Source organism: Paraburkholderia sp. GAS41 (assembly GCF_050436545.1).
Taxonomy (GTDB): domain Bacteria; phylum Pseudomonadota; class Gammaproteobacteria; order Burkholderiales; family Burkholderiaceae; genus Paraburkholderia.
The window spans coordinates 92,629-114,993 of sequence record NZ_JBNDMK010000028.1 but is presented as its reverse complement, the minus strand read 5'-3'; the positions used below and the strand labels follow the sequence as shown (position 1 = coordinate 114,993).

General features: G+C 60.5%; 17 protein-coding genes and 1 pseudogene. 9 read left to right on the top strand and 9 right to left on the bottom strand.

Translation table 11 applies throughout. The annotated features are described in order from the left end of the window. Positions 1–268: 268 nt before the first annotated feature. Positions 269–820 (top strand): annotated as a pseudogene (locus tag P3T43_RS29880) (DUF4863 family protein). 172 nt (positions 821–992) lie between these two features. On the opposite strand, the gene ilvB reads toward P3T43_RS29880, so the two are convergent. The 3 genes from ilvB to P3T43_RS29865 all read right to left on the bottom strand — a co-directional run bounded on the left by ilvB (position 993) and on the right by P3T43_RS29865 (position 6,640). Next, positions 993–2,858 (bottom strand): biosynthetic-type acetolactate synthase large subunit, encoded by a 1,866-nt coding sequence (gene ilvB / locus P3T43_RS29875; protein WP_429284606.1) that lies wholly within the window; start codon positions 2,856–2,858, stop codon positions 993–995. A gap of 368 nt (positions 2,859–3,226) precedes the next feature. Continuing rightward, on the bottom strand, positions 3,227–6,070 hold the full coding sequence (locus tag P3T43_RS29870) for a 2-oxoglutarate dehydrogenase E1 component (protein ID WP_429284605.1): 2,844 nt from the start codon (positions 6,068–6,070) through the stop codon (positions 3,227–3,229). 369 nt (positions 6,071–6,439) lie between these two features. Beyond that, positions 6,440–6,640 carry a copper chaperone gene (locus tag P3T43_RS29865; protein WP_429284604.1) on the bottom strand — a complete coding sequence of 67 codons (201 nt, stop codon included), beginning with the start codon at positions 6,638–6,640 and terminating at the stop codon, positions 6,440–6,442. Positions 6,641–6,934: 294 nt separating this feature from the next. On the opposite strand from P3T43_RS29865, the gene P3T43_RS29860 reads away from it, so the two are divergent. The 4 genes from P3T43_RS29860 to P3T43_RS29845 all read left to right on the top strand — a co-directional run bounded on the left by P3T43_RS29860 (position 6,935) and on the right by P3T43_RS29845 (position 13,020). Further along, entirely contained in the window at positions 6,935–8,590 is a 1,656-nt protein-coding gene (locus tag P3T43_RS29860; RefSeq protein ID WP_429284603.1) for an MFS transporter, read from the top strand. 12 nt (positions 8,591–8,602) lie between these two features. Beyond that, complete coding sequence (locus tag P3T43_RS29855) at positions 8,603–9,679, top strand: HlyD family secretion protein (RefSeq protein ID WP_429284602.1); 1,077 nt, start codon at positions 8,603–8,605, stop codon at positions 9,677–9,679. Then, positions 9,676–11,211, top strand: coding sequence for an efflux transporter outer membrane subunit (locus tag P3T43_RS29850; RefSeq protein WP_429284601.1), 1,536 nt, complete (start codon positions 9,676–9,678; stop codon positions 11,209–11,211). The genes P3T43_RS29855 and P3T43_RS29850 overlap by 4 nt, the downstream gene beginning before the upstream one ends. A 63-nt stretch (positions 11,212–11,274) precedes the next feature. Then, on the top strand, positions 11,275–13,020 hold the full coding sequence (locus P3T43_RS29845; protein WP_429284600.1) for an FAD-dependent oxidoreductase: 1,746 nt from the start codon (positions 11,275–11,277) through the stop codon (positions 13,018–13,020). Positions 13,021–13,058: 38 nt separating this feature from the next. Here P3T43_RS29845 and P3T43_RS29840 read toward each other — a convergent pair whose 3' ends face one another. From P3T43_RS29840 to P3T43_RS29830, 3 genes are all read right to left on the bottom strand, one after another. Further along, the gene (locus P3T43_RS29840) at positions 13,059–14,384 is read right to left on the bottom strand and encodes an epoxide hydrolase family protein (RefSeq protein ID WP_429284599.1); all 1,326 of its coding nucleotides are present in this window, start codon (positions 14,382–14,384) and stop codon (positions 13,059–13,061) included. 318 nt (positions 14,385–14,702) lie between these two features. After that, a complete protein-coding gene (locus P3T43_RS29835) occupies positions 14,703–15,362 on the bottom strand; it encodes a VOC family protein (RefSeq protein ID WP_429284598.1) in 660 nt (219 codons plus the stop codon). A 90-nt stretch (positions 15,363–15,452) separates the two neighbouring features. After that, a complete protein-coding gene (locus P3T43_RS29830; RefSeq protein WP_429284597.1) occupies positions 15,453–15,743 on the bottom strand; it encodes a DUF4148 domain-containing protein in 291 nt (96 codons plus the stop codon). Between the two features lie 314 nt (positions 15,744–16,057). Here P3T43_RS29830 and P3T43_RS29825 point away from each other — a divergent pair, with 314 nt between their 5' ends. The 3 genes from P3T43_RS29825 to P3T43_RS29815 all read left to right on the top strand — a co-directional run bounded on the left by P3T43_RS29825 (position 16,058) and on the right by P3T43_RS29815 (position 18,281). Then, positions 16,058–16,768: an SDR family NAD(P)-dependent oxidoreductase gene (locus P3T43_RS29825; RefSeq protein ID WP_429284596.1), complete on the top strand. Its 711-nt coding sequence runs from the start codon at positions 16,058–16,060 to the stop codon at positions 16,766–16,768. A 90-nt stretch (positions 16,769–16,858) separates the two neighbouring features. Further along, positions 16,859–17,089: a tautomerase family protein gene (locus P3T43_RS29820; RefSeq protein ID WP_429284595.1), complete on the top strand. Its 231-nt coding sequence runs from the start codon at positions 16,859–16,861 to the stop codon at positions 17,087–17,089. Positions 17,090–17,315: 226 nt separating this feature from the next. Continuing rightward, the gene (locus P3T43_RS29815) at positions 17,316–18,281 is read left to right on the top strand and encodes a LysR family transcriptional regulator (protein WP_429284594.1); all 966 of its coding nucleotides are present in this window, start codon (positions 17,316–17,318) and stop codon (positions 18,279–18,281) included. A 121-nt stretch (positions 18,282–18,402) separates the two neighbouring features. Here P3T43_RS29815 and P3T43_RS29810 read toward each other — a convergent pair whose 3' ends face one another. From P3T43_RS29810 to P3T43_RS29800, 3 genes are all read right to left on the bottom strand, one after another. Then, a complete protein-coding gene (locus tag P3T43_RS29810; RefSeq protein ID WP_429284593.1) occupies positions 18,403–18,861 on the bottom strand; it encodes a MarR family winged helix-turn-helix transcriptional regulator in 459 nt (152 codons plus the stop codon). 144 nt (positions 18,862–19,005) lie between these two features. Beyond that, on the bottom strand, positions 19,006–19,998 hold the full coding sequence (locus P3T43_RS29805) for a LysR family transcriptional regulator (protein WP_429284592.1): 993 nt from the start codon (positions 19,996–19,998) through the stop codon (positions 19,006–19,008). Positions 19,999–20,026: 28 nt separating this feature from the next. Further along, positions 20,027–20,449, bottom strand: coding sequence for a DUF3331 domain-containing protein (locus P3T43_RS29800; protein WP_429284591.1), 423 nt, complete (start codon positions 20,447–20,449; stop codon positions 20,027–20,029). Between the two features lie 563 nt (positions 20,450–21,012). On the opposite strand from P3T43_RS29800, the gene P3T43_RS29795 reads away from it, so the two are divergent. Further along, complete coding sequence (locus tag P3T43_RS29795; RefSeq protein WP_429284590.1) at positions 21,013–22,347, top strand: acetamidase/formamidase family protein; 1,335 nt, start codon at positions 21,013–21,015, stop codon at positions 22,345–22,347. Positions 22,348–22,365: the final 18 nt, after the last annotated feature.

Sequence of the window (22,365 nt, the reverse complement as noted above, 5' to 3'; positions counted from 1 at the left end):
ACGACTCCGGCACGCAGCTCGGCGCCGCGGTCAACACGACGTATCACACCGATGTGTTCGCGCAGTACGGCGACAAGGCCGATGCCGAGATCACGAAGATCATCGAGCAGAACGAAATGGAAGCGCAGGCGAAGACTGCAAAACCTGTTGCAACGAAGGTGGCGATGGCCGCCAATTGAGCGAACACGGCGCGGCTGCATTACGAGCCGCGCTCGCTGCACGCTTTCCATGCCGGATGGCATGGCATCGGATACAAGGACTCACTGTCATGTCCCAGACCTCATTCACCCGTGCCAAAGACGAATTGTTCGCGCAACTGATCCCGTTGCTGCAAGAGATCAAGGATCGAACCACGGGCACCGAATTCGAACAATGGCTGAACACGACCTACGGCGTGCAAAGCGATCTGTACAAGGATGTGTCGCGACGCATCCGCCTCGCGGTGAAGGAGGGCTGGGCGGCGGAAATCGAAATCGCCGGGCCGCGTTATCGTCGCTCACAACTCGCTTTGCCCAGCGCTGAAACGTTTTTCTTCGGCATCACAGCCGTGGTGATGGATAGCACGGACAACACCCAGAACAATGCCGAAGGCAGTTTCCGTGGCGGCTATCACTTGCACCCGTACGGCGAGATCAATCTGGTCGTACCGCTTGATGAAGGCGCCGCACTCGCGGGTCCAAACGGCTGGTGTCATGGGGGATAGACTGCGCCGGCGCCAGCAAGCCACCACTTTCCGGAAGTGAAGGGCGGCGCAGTCATTTCCGTGGCGTTTCTGCCCGCAGGGCGAATTGCTTTCGACGTCAAACCATCGCAGCATTGAGGCGCTCAGGCTAGCCCTGCTAGCCTGATTCCGATTGACTCACGCTGCGCACTCTCGTTGCCCAGCGTGAGATCCGGAATCCGGTTCATCGCAATGACGCCGGCAGATGCAGTGCCGATTGCTCGGCACCGTCAATGTCTGGGCCGCCCGCAGGCAGCCCTCCTCGACCAAGCTAGAACATATCCGCAGCCGCCTGGCGAGCCGGACCCTTCGCTGCGGATTCGCGCTCGGAGCGGGACGGAATGAAAGGTCCGGTAATCATGCCCGAGTAGCTTTGGCCTGGGCCTACCATCGGAAACACGTCGGCGTTCTCGTCGATCATGACTTCGAGGAAAGCCGGCCCGTCGAATGCCACGAACTCCCTCAGCTTGTCCTCCAGATCGCTCAGTGCGGCAACGCGCTGCGCAAACCTAAATCCGTCAGCCTTGGCGGCCATGACGAAATCCTTGCTATGCAGCGACTTGTCGCTCACCATCAAGCGGCCGTCGTAAAAGAGACGTTGCCACTGCCGGATCATGCCGTCGCCGACATTGTTGAGCAGCAGCACCTTGACGGGCACGCCATAGGTGGTTGCCGTCTCCAGGTCGCCGATGTTCATGCGGATGCTGCCGTCGCCGTCAATGTCGATCACCAGCGCATCCGGCCGCGCGATCTGCGCGCCGATAGCCGCAGGCAGCCCGAAGCCCATCGTCCCCATACTGCCCGAGGTCAGAAAGCTGCGCGGCTCGACAAAGTCGAAGAATTGCGCCGCCCACATCTGATGCTGGCCCACGCCGGTCGTGACGATAGCGCGCCCGCCGGTAATCTCGCTCAACTTTTCGACCACCAACTGCGGCTGAATCAGAGGACTGTTGCGGTCGAAGTTCATGCCGTAGACCTGCTTCAGTTCCTTGATATGGTCGAGCCACTCAGAGGGAGCCTGCACAGCGGAAGCATGCTTCATCAACGACAGTAAGGCATCCTTCGCGTCGCCCACGTGGGTCCAGTCCGCCTGCTTGACCTTGTTGATCTCCGCCTCGTCGATGTCGATATGCGCGACATGTCGCGCGCCCGGCGCAAATGCGTGCGGACGTCCACCGGCAACCCGGTCGTCGAAACGCGCGCCCACCGCGATGAGGAAGTCACAGTCTTCCACCGCGTAATTCGCACAGGCCGTCCCGTGCATGCCCAGCATGCCCAGTCCCAGCTCGTGTTTCACGGAGATCGAACCGAGACCCATCAACGTGTTCACCACGGGGATCCGAAAACGTTCGGCAAACTGATGCAGTTCGGCCGTCGCGCCAGCGGTGATGATGCCGCCGCCGACATACAACAGCGGCCGCTTGCTTTGCGCCAGCAGAGCGAAGAATTCGTTGCGCTTGTCCTCTTCGAGAAGCGCGCCTTTGGCCACCTTGCGAAGACGGTCGGAGTAGCCGCGAAACTCCAGCGTACCTTGTCCATGGTAGGTGCCGATCCAGTTCTGGATATCCTTCGGCACATCCACCACAACTGGGCCAGGACGGCCGGTGCGCGCGACTTCGAATGCGGTGCGCAGGGTCTGTTCCAACTTTTCCGGGTCGGTCACCAGAAACACCTGTTTGGCGCAGGCCGACATGATGTTGAACACCGGCGCTTCCTGGAAAGCATCGCTGCCGATCGCGGCACGCGGCACCTGTCCGCTGATGAGCACAACGGGAACCGAATCGCCGTTACAGTCGGCGATCGGCGTCACCGCATTGGTCGCCCCAGGCCCCGAGGTCACCATGAATACGCCCACTTTTCCGCTTGCACGCGCATAACCGGCGGCCATGAAGCCGGCGGTCTGTTCATTTGCGGGTACCACCAGGTTGATCTGGCGTTCGGGTGTGGCCGCGTGCATTTCGTTGAAGCGAAACACCGCGTCGTAGGTCGGCAAGATTGCACCGCCGCTATAGCCGAAGACGGTATCGACGCCCTGCTCGCTGAGGACGCGCAGGATGATGTCGGCACCCGACATGGATTCGCCGGCAAACGGTGGATTCGGAAGGGCTTCTACAGTAGCTTTTGGGTTTTCGGTCATAGCTGGCTCGCATGGGAACGGCCGGTGACACTGTCAGCGGCCAAAAATACGGGGCGATTTCCCTTCCAACTCGAGAACAGCGTATGTTCCGTACCAGCTCATGGACCAGTGCTCTAACGGGTTCACCGTATAAAGCGCGGCTCATCTAGCACTTTTTTGATGTGCTTCTGGAAGAATCGTGAGAAACGTCCTGTCCATTTTGACAGTGATTGAAAAGGCGTGCGCTGAAACAGCACTGCCTATGGGCCAAGATGCGCTGCATCTGGGCCATTGCAGCGCGACTTTCGCCGCGCCGCGTTCCAACAATCTGCATACGATCAATGCCCGGGCGGAGGGTTGGCGCCCGGGCATCATCCACTACGGATGCGTCATTCCTGCGCGAATGCCGACGACATCACGGCCGCCTGTCTCTCCACGTGCGCCGCGTGGTAACCAGGCGCAGTCGAGGCAGACGCGGGCGGCCCGGCATACGCCAGTTGCGTGCCCGCAGGCAGCATCTCGCGCAATTGCGGCTCGACGAAGCTCCACCCGCCCTGGTTGCGCGCTTCTTCCTGGGCCCACACCACCGTCTTCACGTTGGGATAGCGCGCCAGCTCCGCCGCCAGTTGCTGCGACGGAAACGGATACAGTTGCTCCATGCGGATGAGCGGAACCTCGGCAGCACCGGTCTTACGGCGATGTTCGAGCAGTTCGAAATAGACCTTGCCCGAAGAGACGATCACGCGCTCCACACTTGCCTCGCGCGACGGCTCGACCTGAGTGTCGCCGAGAATTTCGCGGAACGCGCCCTTGGAGAGGTCGTCGAGCGAGTTGACCGCTTCTGGATGACGCAACAGCGACTTCGGCGTCATGATGACGAGCGGGCGGCGATCGAAGACGCTCGCCTGCATCCTCAGCAGGTGGAACATTTGCGCAGGCATGGTGGGCTGCACGACCCGCATGTTCTCCTGCGCGCACAGTTGCAGGTAACGTTCGAGCCTTGCCGATGCGTGTTCGGGCCCCTGGCCATCCTGCCCGTGCGGCAAGAACAGCGTGAGTCCGCTGAGTTGCCCCCACTTGACGGCCCCTGCGGCGATGAACTGATCGATCACCACCTGCGCGCCATTCGCGAAGTCACCGTACTGGGCTTCCCACACCACGAGCGCGTTGCGGTTCACCGTCGAATAACCGTATTCGAATCCCAGTACCGCTGCCTCGGAGAGAATCGAGTTCGTCACGGTGAAGCGGCCTCGCGACTGATTCACAGGCTCGACGTGCTCGAGCGGAATGTACACACCATCCGTCCGGCTGCTGCGCTTTTGGTTGTGCAACACCGCGTGACGGTGACTGAAGGTCCCCCGTCCGCTGTCCTGTCCGCTCAACCGGACGTCGATTCCGGCTTCGAGCAAAGAGCCGAATGCCAGATGCTCGGCCATGCCCCAATCGAGCGGCTTGCTGCCAGCGGCCATTTCGCGCCGCGCGGTCAGCACCTTGCCGACGAGCGGATGAAGCTCGTAGCCGTCCGGGATCGTCGATATCTGCTGCGCCAGGGCGCGCACCTGAGCGGGCAACGGCGGGCCATACGTGACCGGGCCGGAATAATCGGCGACAAACTGCGGCCAGGGCCGCGTTTCTTCCTGCTGAACGGGCTCCGCGAGCGGCTCGCCGTTGTGTGCGCGCTCAAGACCGTCACGTGCGGCAGCGACATATTCATCGACCTCTGCGGCGCTCAACACCCCTTCCTTCACCAGGCGCTGAGCGTACACCGCTCTCGAGCCGGGGTGGGCGGCAATCGCGCGATACATGAGCGGCTGCGTGATGGTGGGCGTGTCCTGTTCCTGATGCCCGTACTTGCGGAAGCAAACCAGATCGATCACGACGCTGCGCCCGAACTCCGTGCGATAGTCCAGCGCAAGCTGCACTGCCATCGCAACCGCTTCGGGGTCGTCGCCGTTCACGTGCAAGACCGGCGCCTCGATCATCTTCGCGACGTCCGTGGCGTAAAACGACGAGCGTGTATCGCGCGGGTCCGAGGTCGTAAATCCAACCTGATTGTTGACCAGCACGTGCACCGTTCCGCCCGTACCGTGACCGCGGGTGTATGAAAGCGCTAACGTCTCCATCACGACGCCTTGCCCGGACATCGCCGAGTCACCATGAATTTCTACCGGCAGCACACTGCGACCGTCGCCCGCGCGCGAGGCATCCCCTATGGCGCGTGCCATGCCCTGCACGACCGGGTTGACGATTTCCAGGTGTGACGGATTGAAGGCGAGCACGACCTCGACCGGCCCGTCGCTGGTCTGCGTGATGCTGGTATAGCCCTTGTGGTATTTGACGTCATCCTCTGGAAGATGATGCGCATGCTTGCCGTCGAACTCGTCGAAGAGCGCGCGCGCGGGCTTGTTGGCAATGTTCACGAGGACGTTCAAACGACCGCGGTGCGCCATGCCCATGACCACGGTGCCGATCTTCTTCGACGCACCATAGCGGACCAGCTCATCTAGCAGCACGATCAACGATTCTCCGCCTTCCAGCGAGAAGCGCTTTTGCCCGACATAACGGGTATGAAGGTATTTCTCCAATCCTTCGGCAGCCGTCAACCGCTCCAGAAGCCGCTTTTTCTCTGCTACGGAGAACGAAGGTTTCGCACGCGTGGATTCAAGCCGCATCTGCCACCAGCGCCGCTCGTGAACATCCGTCAGATGCATGAAATCAGCGCCCAGCGTGCCCATATAGGTTTGTTCGAGCGCCGCGACGATGTCGCTCAGCGGAGCGTCTTCGTCGAACAGAAACGTGTCGGCGGTACTGAATCGCGTCGACAGGTCTGCCGTCGTCAAGTCGTAGAACGCCGGCGTCAGTTCAACCAGCGGCTTCGGCAGCGTCCACATCAACGGATCCAGTTTCGCCCTGCGCGTGCCGACCATGCGGAACGCAGCAATCAGCGACTGCACCGCCACCTGCTTTCTGGCGAGCGCAAGACCATCGTCGAGCATGATCGTGGTGGCGCGTGGGCGCTTTGTCATTTCGACAAAGGTGGAGACAACAGGTGCGTGCGGCTCGTCATCGCGGTCGCTTCCGTCGATAGCGGGCGTTTCGCGCAACGCGTCGAAATACGCGCGCCATTCATCTGAAACCGAATCTGGGTCACTCAGATATGACTCGTATTGCTCTTCGACATAAGGGGCATTTCCCCCGAACAGGAAGGAGCTTTGAAGTTTTTGCATCAACATGATGAATCTGTCCTCGATGGGCCGCATTGATGAGTTACAGAATAGAACTCGGCACGCCAATCTGAACGCATAGATGGCACCGTGGCAGGCCAAACGCAATGAGATTTGGGCCACGTCATTTCTGGTGAAGCGCTCGAACGGTTTTCCGTCGGCAAGACGGTTATTCGTTATTGAGCGTGGCTGCTTTAGCTATCGAGCTAACAAGCGAACGAGCTAACGAGCGATTGAGCGGACAACACGAGACCGCGCCGGTTCATGGGCGAACCAGGCACTGATGTACGGATGTACGGATGTACGGGCTAGAACAACCCACCCACGCAGAGGCCGGTGCCGGGTTGCATGCCACCACCGGCCCTGGCCTCGCGACTTCTACGCTTCGAGAATCTGCACTTCATACTCTTCATCGTCGAAAGCGACAAAAAACTCTTCCGGCATGAGCCACGAATCGACGCTCACCGTTTTCCCGTCAATATCGACATCGACTTTCGCGTCGGGATCGACGCTCTGCATCGCATGTTGAATCGTTGAAACATCGTCCGGGCGGATTTCATTTTTGATCGAGAATTTCACTTGTCACTTCTCCAGTCAGTAGCGTGTGAACAAAGCAGGACCTGTCGACTCATCGACCTCAGTCGGTCCGCGAATCGATTCTACTCATTCCCTGTTTGAATCGCAGGCAACGCGCCACGCCAGGTGCCGATCGAAATAGCGCGTCTGTTGAACAAATGGAAAAACACTATTTCCAGCTTGAAACTTCGGCGCCAATAGCGGCGGCATCGCCCGGCCATACTTGTGAATGGAATGGATTAATCCACGGAGTTTGTTAACTGCACCAACGCGGATACGTCTCCTAGAATGAGTTCCATGACGACGCCAGCCAACCCACCCGCAGCCGGACCGGCAGAGCCCACGCCGGCCGAAACGCCTGCGCAGATTGCTGCGCCTGAGGCCCAGGCGCCGGCACAGCCGCCAGCCAAAGAACCCGAACTGCCGCTGCGCCTGGCGATTGGTCTGTGCGGCGTGCTGCTGGCCTCGCTAACGGCCATTCTGAACGAAGACATCACCGAAATTGGCCTGGAAGACATTCGCGGCGCGCTCTCGATTGGCAATGACGACGGCACCTGGGTCACCGCCTTCTTCGAAGCGGCAAATGTCTCCACGATGATATTTGCGCCGTGGTTCGGCGTCACGTTCACGTTGAAGCGCTTCACCGTGGGCGCCGTCATCGCCATGATGATTCTTGGCTTTCTTTCTCCGCTGGCGCCGAATCTGAATAGCCTCTATGTATTGCGTGTCCTGCAAGGGGTCGCCGGTGGATGCCTGCCGCCCATGGTCATCATCGTCGCGCTGCGCTACCTGCCGCCGAAAATCAAGCTCTATGGACTCGCGGGCTACGCGCTGACCGCGACCTTCGGGCCAGCAATCAGTACGCCGCTCACCGCGTTATGGACCGAATACGTCGGCTGGCAAATGGCATTCTGGCAATGCGTCCCGCTCGGTATTCTAAGTTGTGTGGCGGTCTACACGGGACTTCCGACCGAGCCTTCCAAGCTCGAACGGTTCCGCCTGTTCAACTGGCGCGGCGTCCTGCTGGGATACCCCGCGGTCGCCATGCTCGTTACGGGCCTGCTGCAGGCCGACCGTCTCGACTGGCTGAATTCCACTTTCATCTGCACGATGTTTGTCGGCGGGACGCTGTTACTGGTGGCCTTCCTGGTCAACGAGTGGTTTCATCCGCTGCCGTTTTTCGGGTTGAGGCTGCTGCGCCGCAGGAATTTCACGCACGGACTTCTGACATTGGCCGGTGCAGTGATCATGCTGACAGGCGTCGCCGCCATACCGAGCCAGTTTCTCGCGCATATTCACGATTACAGGCCGCTGCAAGTCACGCGGCTGTTCCTGCTGGTGGCGATTCCCCTTCTGATCTCGCTTCCTCTGACCGCCGCACTCCTGAATATCCGGCGGGTCGATCACCGATGGGTCATGGCTGTCGGCCTTTCTCTGATGATTTCGACGTTCCTGATGGGAAGCTTCATGGACTCCGAGTGGGTCCGCGAGAATTTCTATTTGCTCCAATCCTTGCAGATTCTCGCCCAGCCGATGGTAATCATAGGAATCCTGATGGGTGTCACGACCGGCTTGCCGCCAACGGAAGGGCCGTTCGCTTCGGCCATGTTCAATACGGTCAAAACCTTTGCGGCCGCTGTGGCAACCGCCATTCTCCAGGGCGTCGGCACCGCGCGCGAGCACTTTCATTCGAGCATGCTGGTAGACCGCCTGGGCAATACACCGCTGGTTGAGCGCCTGGGGAACAACCCGTTTGCCGGCGGCCAGAGCATCGGTAAAGAGCATGATCTGGGAGAACTCGCGCAGCGGATTCACGAGCAGGCGGTCGTGCTGACGTCGGCCGATCTTTACCTGGTGATGGCAGGTATCGCCGTCGCTCTCCTGCTCGTGGATATATTTTTACCCGTGCGGATCTATCCGCCGTGGAGCACCACCCCCCCCCCATCCCGTTGAGCCACGATACCTATGCCATCCAACTCGTCATCTCGACTCAAAGCGTTGGGCCTGATCGGCTGCATCGTCATACTCGCCGTCGTTATATGGGCTTGCGTGATGCTGTTTGCCGAGGCACGCAGCGAGACCACCAACGACGCCTACGTCGTGGCCGACTTCACGCTGGTCGCGCCGCGCATCCCCGGTCAACTGACGGAGGTCCTCGTCGAGGACAATCAACAGGTTAAAGCCGGGCAGTTGCTGGTGCGTATCGACGACCGCGATTTCCGCGCCTCGTTGGACAGTGCACAGGCCGACGTCGAAGCAGGCAAGGCCTCGGTTGCGAACTACGACGCCGAAATCACGCAGCAGCCCTCGCTGGTCGATCAGGCACGCGCCACGCTGCGCTCGGACGACGCAGCCATCGAGTTTGCACGGGAAAATGCCGCGCGGTATCAGAATCTCTCGGTATCTGGCGCGGGAACCACGCAGGAGCAGCAGCATGCTTCGAGCACGCTTGCCGAGGAACTCGCACAGCAGGCTCACGACCGCGCCGCACTCGTCACGATCGAACAGAATCTCGAGATTCTGCGCACCGAACGCGCCAAGGCAGCAGGTGCGTTGGCGCATTCCGAAGCCGAACTCGAGCAGGCGAAACTCAACCTGTCCTATACGGAGATCCACGCGCCTATCGACGGCAAGGTGGGACGACGCTCGGTGCGGGTCGGTGCCTACGTGACGGTCGGCGAGCCGCTGCTCGCGATCGTTCCGCTGTCGCAAGCCTACGTCGTGGCCAACTTTCAGGAAAACCAGCTCACCCATATGCGCCCCGGTCAGACGGTGCGTATCAAGGTCGACACCTTCCCGGGCGTCGTGATCAACGGTCACATCGATAGTCTCGCCCCAGCGACAGGCTTGAGCTTCGCGCCCATCGCGCCCGACAACGCAACGGGCAACTTCACGAAGATCGTCCAGCGCGTGCCGGTCAAGATCACCATCGACCCCGGGCAACAGGCGGCCTCCGTGTTGAGCGTGGGGCTATCCGTCGAGGCCAAGGTCGCGGTGGACAAGCGGGCCGATACGCGAGTCGCAGGAGCAGACGCGCAATGAAAGCGAGCGAATTCCGCGAGCTGACGCTGTACGTATTGGCGTGCCTCGCGTTGACGGGCTGCATGGTCGGCCCCAACTTCGAACGTCCGCAGTCGAGCACGCCGGATGTGTTTAACCGCACCCAGGCTGCGCAAGCGTCGAGCAAGGCCGTTCAAGCCGATTTCAGTCCGCAATGGTGGACGCTGTTCAACGATCCGACGCTCGACTCGCTGGAACAGCAACTGAGCGACACGAACCTCGACGTGGCGGCTGCCTCGGCGCGTCTGCGGCAAAGCCGTGCGGAGCAACGTATCGCGGGTGCGGACGAATACCCGACCCTGGACGCCGCCGCTTCCTATAACCGCGAACGCGCCAGCCCAAACGGCATCCTGGGGCTGCTCGGCGTCAGCCCGACGGGAAGTCCCCTAGAGTCAGCTTCGGGCTCTGCGCCATTGGGTGCTGCCGCATTGCCACCGCCGCCCAGTGGCTCGCCCGCTTATAACCTCTACCAGTTCGGCTTCGACGCATCGTGGGAACTCGACATCTGGGGCCGGGCTCGACGCGGTGTCGAGGCGGCGACTGCGTTGTCCGATGCCTCTTACGAAGATCGCAACGCGATTCTGCTGTCCGCGCGCGCCGAACTCGCGCGAGATTACATTCAGTTGCGCGATGCGCAGATCCTGTTGCGGATTGCCAGGCAGAACCTGGAAATCGCTCGCAACGCGACGACGCTCACGGAAAAGCGGGTTCATGAGGGTGTCGTAACGAATCTGGACGTGGATAACGCTGCGGCGCTGGCGGAGTCGATCGAAAGTTTGATTCCAACGCTGGAATCGCGTTGCGACACCACCATCAATGCAATTGGCCTGCTCCTCGCGAAGGAGCCGGGTGAATTGCAATCACTGCTCGCCGAGCCGCATGAGGTTCCGGCTCTGCCCGCCCAGGTGCCGATCGGTTTCCCCTCGGAGCTTGTGCAACGTAGACCCGATATCAGGAAGGCAGAAGCGCAGTTGCACGCGGCGACAGCGTCGATCGGCATGGCAAAAGCCGATTTTTACCCGCGTATCTCGCTCAATGGCAGCGCCGGTTTCCAGAGCCTTCAGCTCTCGAATCTCGCCAACTGGGCCTCTGGCCAGTACGTGGTGGGACCCTCGATCACGCTCCCCATCTTCGAAGGCGGACGCCTGAAAGGAACACTTCATTTGCGTGAGGCGCAACAACAGGAAGCGGCCATTGTCTACCAGCACACCGTACTCGATGCCTGGCGTGAGGTGGACGACGCGCTCGTCGTCTACGACGCGGAGCAGCGGCGCCGCGATCGCCTGAAGAAAGTCGTGAGCCTGAACCAGAACGCACTGTCGATCGCACAACAGCGGTATAAAGAAGGCGCGGTCGACTTCCTCAACGTGCTCAATGTGCAGAAACAGTTGCTCGACGCGCAGAGTGACCTTGAGCAGAGTCAGGCCAACGCGGCCGCCAATCTGATCACACTATGCAAGGCACTCGGCGGCGGATGGGAATCGACCTACGCCAGACAGGACGGTCTTCATTGACGCGGCGGCGTAAGCTGGATCACGCCGCAGTCGCCCCCGCCTTGAAGCCGAGGAGCAAGCGTCATGAGCAATCAGTCAACGCCGGGCGGCGGTCAGCCTGACGACAAGCCTGACGGGCAGCCCGCAGAAAATGCGCGCCGCCTCGACGACCCGGCGATCATCGAAGACCCGAGCGTGCTCGATCATCCGCGTTACCTGGACATGTTTCCCGTCCTCACGGAAGCGGAAATCGACCGGCTCCGGCGCTTTGGCAGCGTGTCCCACTACGCTCGCGGTGAATTGCTCTATCAGGCGGGAAAGTTCTCGCCGGGCGTATTCGTTCTGCTGTCCGGCAAGGTTCGCATTGATGGCCGGGACGGCATGGGGCATGTGCGGACCGTCCACACCTATCGGCGACGCGGGGAATTTACCTCCGACGTCACGCAACTCTCGAAGAAACCCGCGGTGGTCGACGCCCATGTGATCGACGACGTCGAAGCGCTGCTGATGCGGCCCGACCAGCTAAGCGCCATGATGGTCAGCGAAGCCGACATCGGCGAGAAGATCATGCGCGCGCTGATCCTGCGGCGCACCCTCGTGATCGAACGTGGACACGGCGCAGTTCTTGTCGGCGACTCCGGACATCCGCGCCTGCTCGCATTGCAGAATTTCCTGCGCAGTAACTCGTTTCCAAATATCGTGCTCGACGCGCGGCACGACGCCGAGGCCATTGCGCAGCTCGAACGCCTGACGCCGCAACCCGAAGACTTCCCGCTGGTTTTTTGTCCGAATGGCACGGTCCTGCGAAACCCCAACGAAGGACAACTCGCTTCCTGCCTTGGACTGATTCCGGAATTCGATCCCACCCACCTCTACGATGTGGCGATTGTCGGCGCCGGACCGGCGGGACTAGCTGCGGCCGTTTATGCGGCGTCCGAAGGATTGTCAGTGGCGGCGCTCGACTGTCGCGCGCCGGGGGGCCAGGCCGGTACGAGTGCACGTATCGAGAATTATCTGGGCTTCCCCACCGGTATCACAGGTCAAGCGCTGGCGGGCCGCGCATTTATCCAGGCTCAGAAGTTCGGCGCGCATATCGGCATTCCGTGCGAGGTCCAGGCCCTGTTTTGCGATCGACAACCGCTCGTCGTGGAGCTTGCCGATAGCCGGCGCGTCACGGCGCGAACGGTAGTGATCGCCAGCGGCGCAGAATATCGCCGACCAGCCATCGCGGACCTCGCGCGCTTCGAGCGCTGCGGCGTCTACTACTGGGCGACGCCGATCGAGACGAGGCTATGCGGCAAGGAGCCGGTGCTGCTGGTTGGCGGAGGTAACTCGGCGGGGCAAGCGGCGGTGTTTCTGGCATCGCAGGTCGAACACGTGCATATGTTCATTCGCGGCGTCAGCCTCGAACACAGCATGTCGCACTATCTGATCGAGCGTGTCACGTCGTTGTCGAACGTGACGCTCCACACGCGCACCGAACTCACGGCGCTGGAAGGGGATGCCCATCTCGAGCGCGTACGCTATCACGGCGCGGGTGGCATGGAAGGCACCATGTCCGCACGTCATCTGTTCGTCTTCGTCGGCGCTGAGCCGAATACCCGTTGGCTCAAGACCTGCGGCGTCTCGCTCGACGACAAAGGATTCGTGTTGACGGACATTGATATCGCCGAGACACGCGCGCGACCGCTGCCGTTTCAGACGAGCGTCGAGGGTGTCTTTGCGATCGGCGACGTGCGCTCAGGTTCCACCAAGCGTGTCGCGTCGGCGGTGGGCGAAGGCGCCGGCGTGGTGGCGCAGATTCATCGCTTCATGGCCGGAGCGCGGTAAGCGGGCGAGCCGCGATGGCATCGCCCACTGCGATGCGTTTAACGCAGTTGCCGGAAGCTCACGCGAATTTCATCGGTGAATTCCTGCGGCTGTTCCCACGCTGCAAAGTGGCCGCCTTTAGGCAGGCGGTTAAAGTGAATCAGCTTCGGATACGCTTTCTCCGTCCAGCTTTGCGGAGCGGCGTAGATCTCATCCGGAAAGACGCTGACTGCGACCGGGATCGTCACGTGCTTGGGAGCAAAGAAGTTGAGCTTGTTTTCCCAATACAGACGCGCCGAAGACACCGCCGTGTTCGTGAGCCAATAGAGCGTGACATTGTCGAGCACGTCGTCGCGTGAGAGCCCCTCGGTTTGACCGCTAAAGACGCGGGCAATCATGGCCTGGCTGGCAGCGTCGTGGTCGAGCATCCACGCGGCGAGGCCAATAGGCGAATCTTCAATGCCGTACAACGTCTGCGGGCGGTTCGCCATTTCCAGCGCGTAGCCGAGGCCATGCTTGTAGAAGTAGTCGAGCTGGTCGAATGCGTGCTTCTCGTCGCCCGAGAGACCTGCCGGTGCGGGCTGGTTCAGTTTGAGCGCCTGGGCGACGTCGTCCGGCACGGTAGCCGGCATGTTGGTGTGAATGCCGAGCAGTCCCGGCGGCGTCAGCAGGGCCATCTGTTCCGTGATCGCATTGCCCCAATCGCCGCCTTGCGCGACATAGCGCGTGTAGCCGAGGCGCTGCATCAGTGCGACCCACGCACGCGCAATACGCTGCGGATCCCAGCCGGTGGCGGTCGGCTTGCCCGAGAAGCCGTAGCCCGGCAGCGACGGAATCACGAGGTCGAACGCGTCCGCTGCGGTGCCGCCATGTGCCGTCGGATTGGTCAACGGATCGATGAGCTTCAGTTGTTCGATGATCGAGCCTGGCCAGCCGTGCGTGACGATCATCGGTAGCGCATTTTCATGTTTCGAACGCACGTGGATGAAGTGAATGTCGAGTCCGTCGATTTCGGTGATGAACTGCGGCAGCGCGTTCAGCCGTGCCTCGACCTTGCGCCAGTCATAGTTGGTCGACCAATAACGCGCGAGCGACTGCATGGTTGCGAGTTGCACGCCTTGCGACGAGTCAGTGACCGTTTCGCGCTCAGGCCAGTTGGTGGCCTTGATACGCCGTTTCAAATCGATCAGGCGTGCTTCCGGTGCATGCACTTTAAGAGGGCGAATAGCGGTTTTGTCGCCGCCGCTCGCTTGCGCGATGTCGGTAACGCCCTGACTCGTTTCTGCGAATGCGAGCTGGCTCAACGAGCCAGCCACTGCGGCCGCCGCTGCCACGCTAATGAAGCGACGACGCGAGGGAATTCGGGGGAGGATATCGTCAGACATACAAGTTCCTGTTTGCAACGAGTGCAATTAAATTGAGCGACAGCAAACCGCAATCAGCAGTCCACAGTAGTTATAACGATTGTGCGGACGCAAACTCTCCGCGTAAATGGCTGGGCCAGAACAACACTTATGTCGCCCGCGAACAAATGCCTCGCACTGGATTTTCCTGTTGCAACCTTTGATCCATCTGGACGACGAAACGGGTTGCATAAGCCGGCATTGCTTCGTACGGCTCAAGATAATCTCGTGATTGTTGATCGACCCATCCGCTAAACGGGACGAGTCAACCAACGAGGCATTTCATCCGCGCTGCCAGTCTCATTTCGGCAAGGGAGTGCCGGCCTGCTCAGCAACGATGTAGTCTGCGTACCAGTCCGGCCAGTTTTCGTCATGCTGTCCGGTCACTTTTTCATGTTCGCCATGTGCAGCTGCGGCGCGGCGCAGGGCTCCTGCGAGTTCGAGCGACGAAGTGAAGGTGCTGGCGGGCGCATCCGTGCGGCCGGGGAGTCGTGCAGTGACTTCCTGGAAGACCCATTCATTTCCATCAGGATCGCTGAACGAAGCAAAAGAACCATAGCTGCCCCGCGTCGGATGCGGACCGCTCACGCGTCCCTCCTCGCCGGCGCGGTGGAACAGGCCGCCCGCGTCATGGAAAACCTCGCTCACCTCGATGCCGCGCGCCACCAGCGCCGCACGCGCAGCGACGACGTCCGACACGATCAGATGCAAGCCCCGCGTCGAACCCGGCGCTTGAGTCGTCACACCCGTACCGAAGAGGATCGAACCTTGCGATCCCGGCGGCGTGAAATGAACGACCCGAAACTGGTCGTCTTTGGCGATATCGACATCGAGTTTCCAGCCCAGATCGACGTAGAACTGCTTTGCACGATCGACGTCCGAGACCGGAATCACCACGACCTCGAGTTTCATGTCCACCGTCGCTGCTGTGGCTTCGTTACCTGTCTGCGCATTGCTCATGTCAGACTCCTTGTGTTTAATGATTTAAGAAAAATAAATTTGTCCAGCAAGCCGTTGCGAAGGCCGTGTATTGCGAAACCTCGCCGTGACTCAGCTACCTGCCAGCGAGTTACTGATGCGAGTCTCTGCGTCGCCCGAATTCGCCGCATCGCGCGTAATACCGTTCGAAGCGCGCAGCTTCGTTTCGGCCGCTGCGATGTCGGCCGGATACTTCACCGTGACGCGATGCGGGTTGTAGCCCACGCTTTCCAGTTGCACCAGTTCAGCGCGCACCTGAGCCCGCGTCAGGCCAGCATTCGCTTCCTGCGCCGTTGCGGCGGCGGGAACGGCGAGGACAGTGACAGCTGCGAACAATGCGGCAGCAAGTGAGAAATTCTTCATGTTGTAACTCCAATGAGCGTAGCGGAAAGTAGACATCCGCAGATCAATCGCATACGATTCGAGCGGGTGAGACGAATCATAAACAAATTTTCGGCCATGTCAATCGCTTGCGATTAATTCACACACGCTATATTTACCGAAAAGCCCCGGTTCCCATGCACTTAGCGCCCAATGCGCATGATTTGTTCCACCGAATCACAAGTGTTTGTCCGCTCCGGGTATTTGAACTTGACGCCAACGCGCCTAGATTAGGTCCGTATCGGGGCCACGAGCCCGATCGCAAAAGTCCCACTCAATCGATTCGGAGGTTTCAGATGAGCACGTCGCAAAAGGTCATTGTCGTTACAGGCGCCTCGCAAGGCATCGGCGCAGAAGTGGTCAAGGCTTTCCGCAAGCTCGACTACCGCGTGGTCGCCACCGCACGCAGCATCAAGGCGTCGGAAGACCCCAACATTCTGGCCGTAGCCGGCGACATTGCCGACCCTGCGACTGCTCGGCGCGTCATCAGCGAGGGTGTTGCGCGCTTCGGCCGGATCGACACGCTGGTCAACAATGCCGGCGTGTTCCTCGCCAAGCCTTTTACCGCCTATACCGCGGAAGACTACGCGTCGGTCATCGCCGTGAACCTGAACGGCTTCTTCTACATCACGCAACTCGCTATTGCCGAAATGGAAAAGCAGTCCAGCGGCCATATCGTCAGCATCAGCACTACGCTGGCTGACTCCGCGATCGACGGCGTGCCCTCGGTACTCGCTTCGCTCACCAAGGGCGGCCTGAACGCAGCCACCCGTTCCCTCGCGATCGAGTACGCCAAGCGCGGTATCCGCGCCAACGCAGTGGCGCCCGGCATCATCAAGTCGCCGATGCACGCGGTGGAAACGCATGCGGCGCTCGGCGCGCTCCATCCGATGGGCCGCATGGGCGAGATGAGCGACATCGTCAACGCGATCGTGTATCTGGATTCGGCACCGTTCGTCACCGGCGAGATCCTGCACGTCGACGGCGGCCAGATCGCCGGACATTGAGCACCGCGAAGCTGCCCCAGGCTCCATCCCCGCACGACCGGCCGCTGTAACCCGGCGGCCGCTTTGTCAACCACGATGAAGGACAACACCATGCCAATCGTCACGATCCAGGTGACCCGCGAGGGCACCAAGCCGGGCGTCGACTCGGTCACTGCAGAAGAAAAGGCTGAACTCATCAAGGGCGTCAGCCACCTGCTGCTAGACGTGCTCAAAAAGCCGCTCGAAGCGACGTTCGTGGTCATCGAGGAAGTGGCAACGGAGAACTGGGGCTGGGGCGGTCTGCCGACTGACGAATATCGCAAACAGCGCGGCCTGAAATAACGGCACTTGCCGCGCGACGACCCCGTGGCGCGCTGGTGTGCTGATAAGGTCGCTAAATGGTTATCGTTTTTGGTGATACCCCTATCGTTACAAATCGCCGGTCCGTTGCGCAAACGTTGCTAGACTCAGCGCGGCATGACGCGATTCAGGGCCTGGTCCATGGCTGTGACGCACCGAGGATCGATCTCCGAACCCCGAGTTTTTCGTTTTTCCAGCGAGATAGAAGATGGACCAGCTTTACATGTTGAGAGCCTTCGTTGCAGCCGCACAGCATAAAAGTTTCAGCAAGGCGGCGGCTTCCCTCGGCGTGACGACGGGATCCATTTCAAAAGCCATTGCCAAACTCGAGGCCGCCATCCAGACGCGTGTGCTGCACCGGACCACGAGGTCGGTGACCCTTACCGAAGAGGCACAAGCCTACTACCTGAGTTGCTGCCGCTTGCTCGCGGAACTCGATGAGGCCAATCGGCGGATTACGCAGGAAAAGGAAGTCGACAGCGGCAAACTGCGCCTGGTCGTTCATCCCTCGCTGGTCAACGGCACATTCCTGAGTCTGCTATCGAACTACCACGCGATCGCCCCGAACGTGAACCTGACGGTGTCGGTGCAGGAGAACGTGATCAATCTCTACGACGGGCGCTACGACGTCGCGATTGTTCCGCCGCACCTTGTCGAACAGTCGGCGGTAATTCGCAGGACCTTGTCGAAGACGTCGAACGTGCTGGTCGCCTCGCCGGCCTACCTCGCCAAATACGGCATACCGGCGCACGCCGAAGAGCTGTCCCGGCATTTTCTGCTGATCGACCCGCGGCTGCGCCAACAGGACACCAACTTTATCGATCTGTTCGAGAACGGCCGGCCGGTGCGGGTGTTGCCCATGGCGTCAATGGATGGCAACGAGGCCCTTCTGCGCGCCGCAGCGCTCACCGGCACCGGGATTGCTGCGTTGCCCGAAGCAATGATTCACAAGGAAGTGGCCCAAGGTCACCTGCTTCAGGTGTTGCCGGGCTGTTCCACGTCCGAAAGCGATGTTGAAATCTGTTTGTTCTATTCACACCGCGAGCTGCTGCCGGCACGGTTCCGGACTTTCGTCGATTTCTGCACCACGTTTTTTCGTGACGAAAACCGTGGCCAGCCATCCGCCTCGCATGAGGCGTTACAACCCGCAACGCCTGCGTTGATGGCTGCGTAATGGGCGCATAGAGGCCGCGTAACGGCCGGCTAGTGGCCGCACAATGGCCGCATAAGCGCACCCAATCCCCCTGCCCCACAAACGCTGCCCGCTCAGGCGCCGAGCGAGCAGCGCGCATTGCTCATTCCCGGTCTTCCACAGCCTTGATGAGGTTGTTGCGCAGCGTCGCAATCGCTTTCTGTACCTTGCCGAACTCCTGAGTGGTCAAGCCACAGGCATCGACGAGGTCCATGTTGAGACCTTTCTCGCGCAGCCGCCGACCGCTTTTGGTCAGATTCACCAATACCTGGCGTTCGTCTGAAGGATCGCGTTGCCGGTAGAGATAGCCCATTGCCTCGAGCTTCTTGAGGATGGGCGTCAGGGTATTCGACTCCAGAAACAGCTTGTCGCCCAGGCTGCCAACCGTCTGGTTGTCCTCCTCCCACAACGCAATGATAGTGATGTATTGCGTATAGGTGAGTCCCAGCTCGTCGAGGATGGGCTTGTAAGCCTTGCCAAAGGCAAGGTTAGCCGAGTAGACCGCGAAGCAGAGAAAATCAGCCAGCTTCGGGGTAGGGCTTGTCTTTTCGATCGTGCTCATCTGCGTCCTTTCAGCGCGAAGCTGCTACGTCATGAAAGGCACATTATACATCGCATGCGATTAACTCGCAAAGGCGAGTTTTCCCGGCCGCGTTTTGACCCGCGACCGGGACCGGTCACCGCCTACCGGTTCGGGCAACCCAGTTCATCCATAACGCGCTTCAGGTGCCTGCCAGCTGTACTCTTGCTGGCAGCCCTGCGCCGGCAATGCCACGTCGGCATCATTGGCGCCGTACCGGTTCGACGATCTGAAAAACTGGGTGCAATAGTCGACAAAGGTCCTGAGCCGCACAGGAAGCAGTTCGCGGTGCGAGTAGAACAGGCAGATTTCGACCTTGCTGCCGGATGTGGTGCATCGCGGCAAGATATGCGTCAGACGTCCCGCGTCGATGTCCTCACGCACCATGGTTTCCGGCAGGGCGGCCACGCCCGTTCCCGTCAGTGCCGCAGCCCTGAGCAAGATTTCATTGCCGTCCATCGACGAAGTGGGCGACACGCTCACGCGGGTTTCGCTCTCCAGCAGATCGACCACGTCCACCCCTTTCTTGCGCGATTCGGAATCCACCAGCAGAAAGTGATGACTCAGTTCCGCTGCAGTCTGGGGAGTCCCGTACTGCTCCAGATACCCGGGCGCCGCAACGAAGATGCGCGGCGATTTCGATAACGTCCGACGAATCACCGCAGTCTGTTCGACGAGATGCGGTGGCAGAATCGCCATGTCGAAGCGGCCGTCATACAGGTTGGCGGCGCCTTCCTGAACGGACACGATCAGACTCACATTGGGCGCGATCGCGTGATAGCCGCGCACAAGGCGCGAAAACGTTTCGCTCATCAGCATCGGGTGGACGATCAGCCGCAACTTTCCGCTATCGACTTCACGTGCCCGCGTAATGCACCGATTTGCTTCGTCCAGTTCCTCCAGCAATCGGCAGCAGCTTAGATAGTAGGGCTGTGCCGCTTCGGTCAGAGAAACGGACCGGGTTGTCCTCAGCAAGAGCCTCGTCTGAATGCACGCTTCGAGCTTGGCGATCGCTTTCGATACCGACCCGGTTGTCACATTCAATGATTCTGCAGCCTTGCTAAAGCTTTGATATCGGGCAGCAGCCACGAATGCACGCAACATATAAAGCTGGTCCATCTTGCACCTCTCTGGTCAATCGCGTTATCTACGCCTGGCTCGCCCGCAACGGCTCGATCGCGTTCAAGGCCGATTCGAGGATCATCGCGCGGGCATTGACCGGAACCGGCTTCGAACGATGCGGATGAAAGATGCGGTCGCCACGCCTGATCCGCTGTCCCGTCAACGCGCAGACGCCCGATGCCTTGGCGCTCGCGAGACGCCAGATCTGGGCACCGTAGAAGCAACTCGTAGGATCACGCCAGGCAATCGTCACGGTCGACGAGGTGGTCCGCTCAATCAGACTCACCTTCAGGTGAGGTGGGCAATTGGCACTGGACTTCACCTCGCAGCCACAGGATCTCCCGCGTTTTGGGACGGGCGTCGTATCAGCGACAATATCTGGGTAGCGCGATTCCGAGGACAACAATCGTATCGTCTCTACCCACGGATCCAGTTGGCTCAGCAGCATGGCCGCCCTCCTTACGAATCGAAACATGACGTTTTACTGTCACTGAACAGGACGCCGCGCCGGTAACAGCAGGACCAGCGCGCCGTGTGGATGTGCCGTCGCTCTAAGGCTCTGGCGACGACTGCCGCGTTACCATAAGGTATCCAATGTCCGGCACCGTCGCTAGTCGTGCAATCGGATGTGTGATGCACCTAATCGTTCATCCCCGTCATACTTTCGAATAGGCTCGTCCTCACCCGCTTCGCAGAGACTCCAAGCAACCTGAAAGGCGCCCGGCCTCATCGCGCTGCCACGCGCCCGCACCTCGTCGACACACCCATTAAGCAGACTTAACAATGGGCCCCGATGCCCGCATCAAGATCGTTTCCTTCAGGTCAATAATCCACCTTACTTATCGCACACGATCTAATCGCCATCGATTGACACACCGGATGACTCCTGTATGATTTATCGCACTCGATCAGTTCGTATGCGATATATACAGTGTGCGCGCTGGACTACAGAGAACATGCGCCCGCCAGAAAGCACACGGTGCTGCGGGCGCCGAACATGGAGCTAGACAATTGACGACCACTCTGCCTGACACGCACGCAACCCAGCCCGCCGTGACGCATCTTCGCGTCGAGACCTATACCAATGGCCTGCTCGGCCCCAGCCAGCCGATGCTCGGACCGCTCGCCGACGGCGGCACGCTGGTGACCGGCACGCCGCCGGGTTGTTGGGGGCCGATGATTACCCCCGCATTTCAAGGCGGCCACGAAGTGACGCAACCTGTCGCAATCGCCGGCGCCGAAGTGGGCGACGCGGTTGCACTCAAGATTCAGCGGATGCGCGTGACGTCCATGGCCACCTCGTCGGGCGTCATGAAGTTCGTCGAGGGCCGCTATCACGGCGACCCGTTCGTGGCGAAGTTCTGCTCCGCCTGCGGCACCGAACATCCCGCCAGCCACGTCGAAGGCACCGGCGCAGACGCGATTCGTTGCGATCATTGCGGGGCCGAGGTCAGTGCCTTTGAATTCAGCCACGGCTACGTCATCGTGCTGGATCAGGAGAACCAGGTGAGCCTGACCGTCAATCAGGAGATTGCGAATCGTCTCGCGGGCAACGCGTCGGAGATGTCGGCACTGCCTGAACTGGCCGCCCAACATTCCATCCTGTCACTGGCACGCGCCGACATCCCCGGTGTGGCCGCGCATATGCGCCCCTTCCTCGGCAACATTGGCACCACGCCGTCCCGCGACCTGCCCGATTCGCACAACTGTGCGGATTTCGGCCAGTACCTGGTCGGAGCGCCGCATCGCTATGCGCTGACCACCGAAGAATTGCACGCCGCGAAGACCGATGGGCATATGGACACCAACTCCGTGCGCGAGGGATGCATTCTGATCTGCCCGGTCAAGGTGCCAGGCGCAGGCGTCTATATGGGCGACATGCACGCGCAACAGGGCAACGGCGAGATCGCCGGGCATGCCACCGACGTATCCGGCGAAACCGAGCTGAGCGTCGAGGTCATCAAAGGCCTGACGATCGACGGCCCCATCCTGCTGCAGAACCTCGACGATCTGCCGCCAATGGCACGGCCCATGACCGCGGCACAGCGGCAAAAAGTGGCCGAACTGGGTGCGCGCTGGGGTCAGCACGAAGTGGAACAGAGCGGTCCGATTACGTTTATCGGCAGCGGGGTGAATCTCAACGCCGCCACCGAAAACGGTCTGCACCGGGCCGCTGCGGTGACCGGACTCAGCTATGAAGAAGTGCTCAATCGCGCGACCATCACCGGTTCCATTGAGATCAGCCGCTTGCCAGGCACGGTGCGCGTCACCATCCTGTGTCCGCTGGCGATTCTCGACCGCATGGGGATCGGCCATCTCGTGCGCGAGAAGTATCAATTGGCCTGATGAATGCGCGACTTCGCC

Coding starts and splice junctions, on each gene's coding strand:
- ilvB (WP_429284606.1), bottom strand. CDS start 2,858: ATGACCGAAAACCCAAAAGCTACTGTAGAAGCCCTTCCGAATCCACCG.
- P3T43_RS29870 (WP_429284605.1), bottom strand. CDS start 6,070: ATGTTGATGCAAAAACTTCAAAGCTCCTTCCTGTTCGGGGGAAATGCC.
- P3T43_RS29860 (WP_429284603.1), top strand. CDS start 6,935: ATGACGACGCCAGCCAACCCACCCGCAGCCGGACCGGCAGAGCCCACG.
- P3T43_RS29855 (WP_429284602.1), top strand. CDS start 8,603: ATGCCATCCAACTCGTCATCTCGACTCAAAGCGTTGGGCCTGATCGGC.
- P3T43_RS29850 (WP_429284601.1), top strand. CDS start 9,676: ATGAAAGCGAGCGAATTCCGCGAGCTGACGCTGTACGTATTGGCGTGC.
- P3T43_RS29845 (WP_429284600.1), top strand. CDS start 11,275: ATGAGCAATCAGTCAACGCCGGGCGGCGGTCAGCCTGACGACAAGCCT.
- P3T43_RS29840 (WP_429284599.1), bottom strand. CDS start 14,384: ATGTCTGACGATATCCTCCCCCGAATTCCCTCGCGTCGTCGCTTCATT.
- P3T43_RS29835 (WP_429284598.1), bottom strand. CDS start 15,362: ATGAGCAATGCGCAGACAGGTAACGAAGCCACAGCAGCGACGGTGGAC.
- P3T43_RS29830 (WP_429284597.1), bottom strand. CDS start 15,743: ATGAAGAATTTCTCACTTGCTGCCGCATTGTTCGCAGCTGTCACTGTC.
- P3T43_RS29825 (WP_429284596.1), top strand. CDS start 16,058: ATGAGCACGTCGCAAAAGGTCATTGTCGTTACAGGCGCCTCGCAAGGC.
- P3T43_RS29820 (WP_429284595.1), top strand. CDS start 16,859: ATGCCAATCGTCACGATCCAGGTGACCCGCGAGGGCACCAAGCCGGGC.
- P3T43_RS29815 (WP_429284594.1), top strand. CDS start 17,316: ATGGACCAGCTTTACATGTTGAGAGCCTTCGTTGCAGCCGCACAGCAT.
- P3T43_RS29810 (WP_429284593.1), bottom strand. CDS start 18,861: ATGAGCACGATCGAAAAGACAAGCCCTACCCCGAAGCTGGCTGATTTT.
- P3T43_RS29805 (WP_429284592.1), bottom strand. CDS start 19,998: ATGGACCAGCTTTATATGTTGCGTGCATTCGTGGCTGCTGCCCGATAT.
- P3T43_RS29800 (WP_429284591.1), bottom strand. CDS start 20,449: ATGCTGCTGAGCCAACTGGATCCGTGGGTAGAGACGATACGATTGTTG.